The sequence below is a fragment of the Nonomuraea lactucae genome (genome assembly GCF_003313395.1).
Lineage (GTDB): Bacteria > Actinomycetota > Actinomycetes > Streptosporangiales > Streptosporangiaceae > Nonomuraea > Nonomuraea lactucae.
The window spans coordinates 1-1,135 of record NZ_QNFZ01000445.1 but is presented as its reverse complement, the minus strand read 5'-3'; the positions used below and the strand labels follow the sequence as shown (position 1 = coordinate 1,135).

Here is a 1,135-nt window from a genome sequence, read left to right as displayed (position 1 = left end):
GCCCGAGTCGGCGGCGCCGGTCGTGGACTGCGTGGTGGGCGCGGCGCCGGTCTCGCCGGAGCCGCCGCCGCAGGCGGCGAGCGCCAGCGTCAGGCCACCGGCCCCGACACCCGCGATCACCGCCCTGCGACTCTGCACAAGGTCATCTGCCATGCGGTCCACAGAACCGCAGGAAGATGAAGCTTCGATGAGAAAGGTCTCAGACGAGCATGATCTTGTCGCCGTCCACCTTGATCTGCTTCTCCGCCAGCGGTTTGTCGGCCGGCCCCTCGGCCACCGAGCCGTCTTCGATCTTGAACTTGCTGCCGTGGCAGGGGCAGTTGATCGTGCCGTTGGAGACGCTGCCGACGGTGCATCCCTGGTGGGTGCAGACGGCGCTGAACGCCTTGTAGTCGCCCGCCGTGGGCTGCGTCACCACGACCTTCTGGCCCTCGAAGACCTTCCCGCCTCCCGAAGGGATGTCCGCGGTGTCGGCCAGCGCCTTGCCTTCGGGTTTGGCCTTCTTCTTGGGCGCCGCGGAGCTCTCGTCGGCCTGAGGCTCGTCGGACGGCGGCGCCACGCTGGCCTGCGTGGCCGGGTCGCCGTAGCTCGCGCACGCGGTCAGAACCGCGGCAAGCCCGGCGCCTCCGGCTCCGAGCACAACCGCCCGGCGCGTCGTTTCGGTCATGGTGCGTCCTCCCAGGTTCGGGTCTCTCTCCAGTTACGGCCAGCGCCCTCGCGCTGGTTCAGCATGCCGTACGCCAATCCGGGAAACCACGCACATTTACGGATTCAGACCACGACGATGCCGTCGCCCTCGACCTTCACCTGGTACGGCGTGAGCGGCCCGCTGGCGGGCCCCTTCAGGCACTTGCCCGTGTCGGCGGCGAACTCGCTGCCGTGGCACGGGCAGGTCATGACGTCGTTCTCCGGGGAGCCGACCGCGCAGCCGCGGTGCGGGCAGATCGCGCTGAATGCCTTGTAGACGCCCTCGGCGGGCTGGGTGACCACGATCTTCCACTGGTCCACGATCGTGCCGCCGCCGACGGGCACGTCGGCCGTCCTGGCGATGACCTTGCCCTTGATGCCGGGCACCGCTCCCCGGCCCTGGCCGCCCGCGCCGCAGCCCGCCAGCGCCAGGCCGCACGCCGCGGCG

At 70.5% G+C, this 1,135-nt stretch carries 2 protein-coding genes; both read right to left on the bottom strand.

Features of this window, described 5'->3' with window-relative positions; translation table 11 throughout:
• Positions 1-199: 199 nt before the first annotated feature.
• Positions 200-667, bottom strand: a complete 468-nt coding sequence (locus tag DQW85_RS22530; protein WP_113702160.1) for a Rieske (2Fe-2S) protein — start codon at positions 665-667, stop codon at positions 200-202.
• Between the two features lie 104 nt (positions 668-771).
• On the bottom strand, positions 772-1,135 hold a 364-nt coding region (locus tag DQW85_RS22525), incomplete at its 5' end, for a Rieske (2Fe-2S) protein (RefSeq protein ID WP_162795240.1).

Bases quoted from the DNA above. Each gene is read 5' to 3' on its own strand.
- DQW85_RS22530 (WP_113702160.1), bottom strand. From the start codon at position 667: ATGACCGAAACGACGCGCCGGGCGGTTGTGCTCGGAGCCGGAGGCGCC.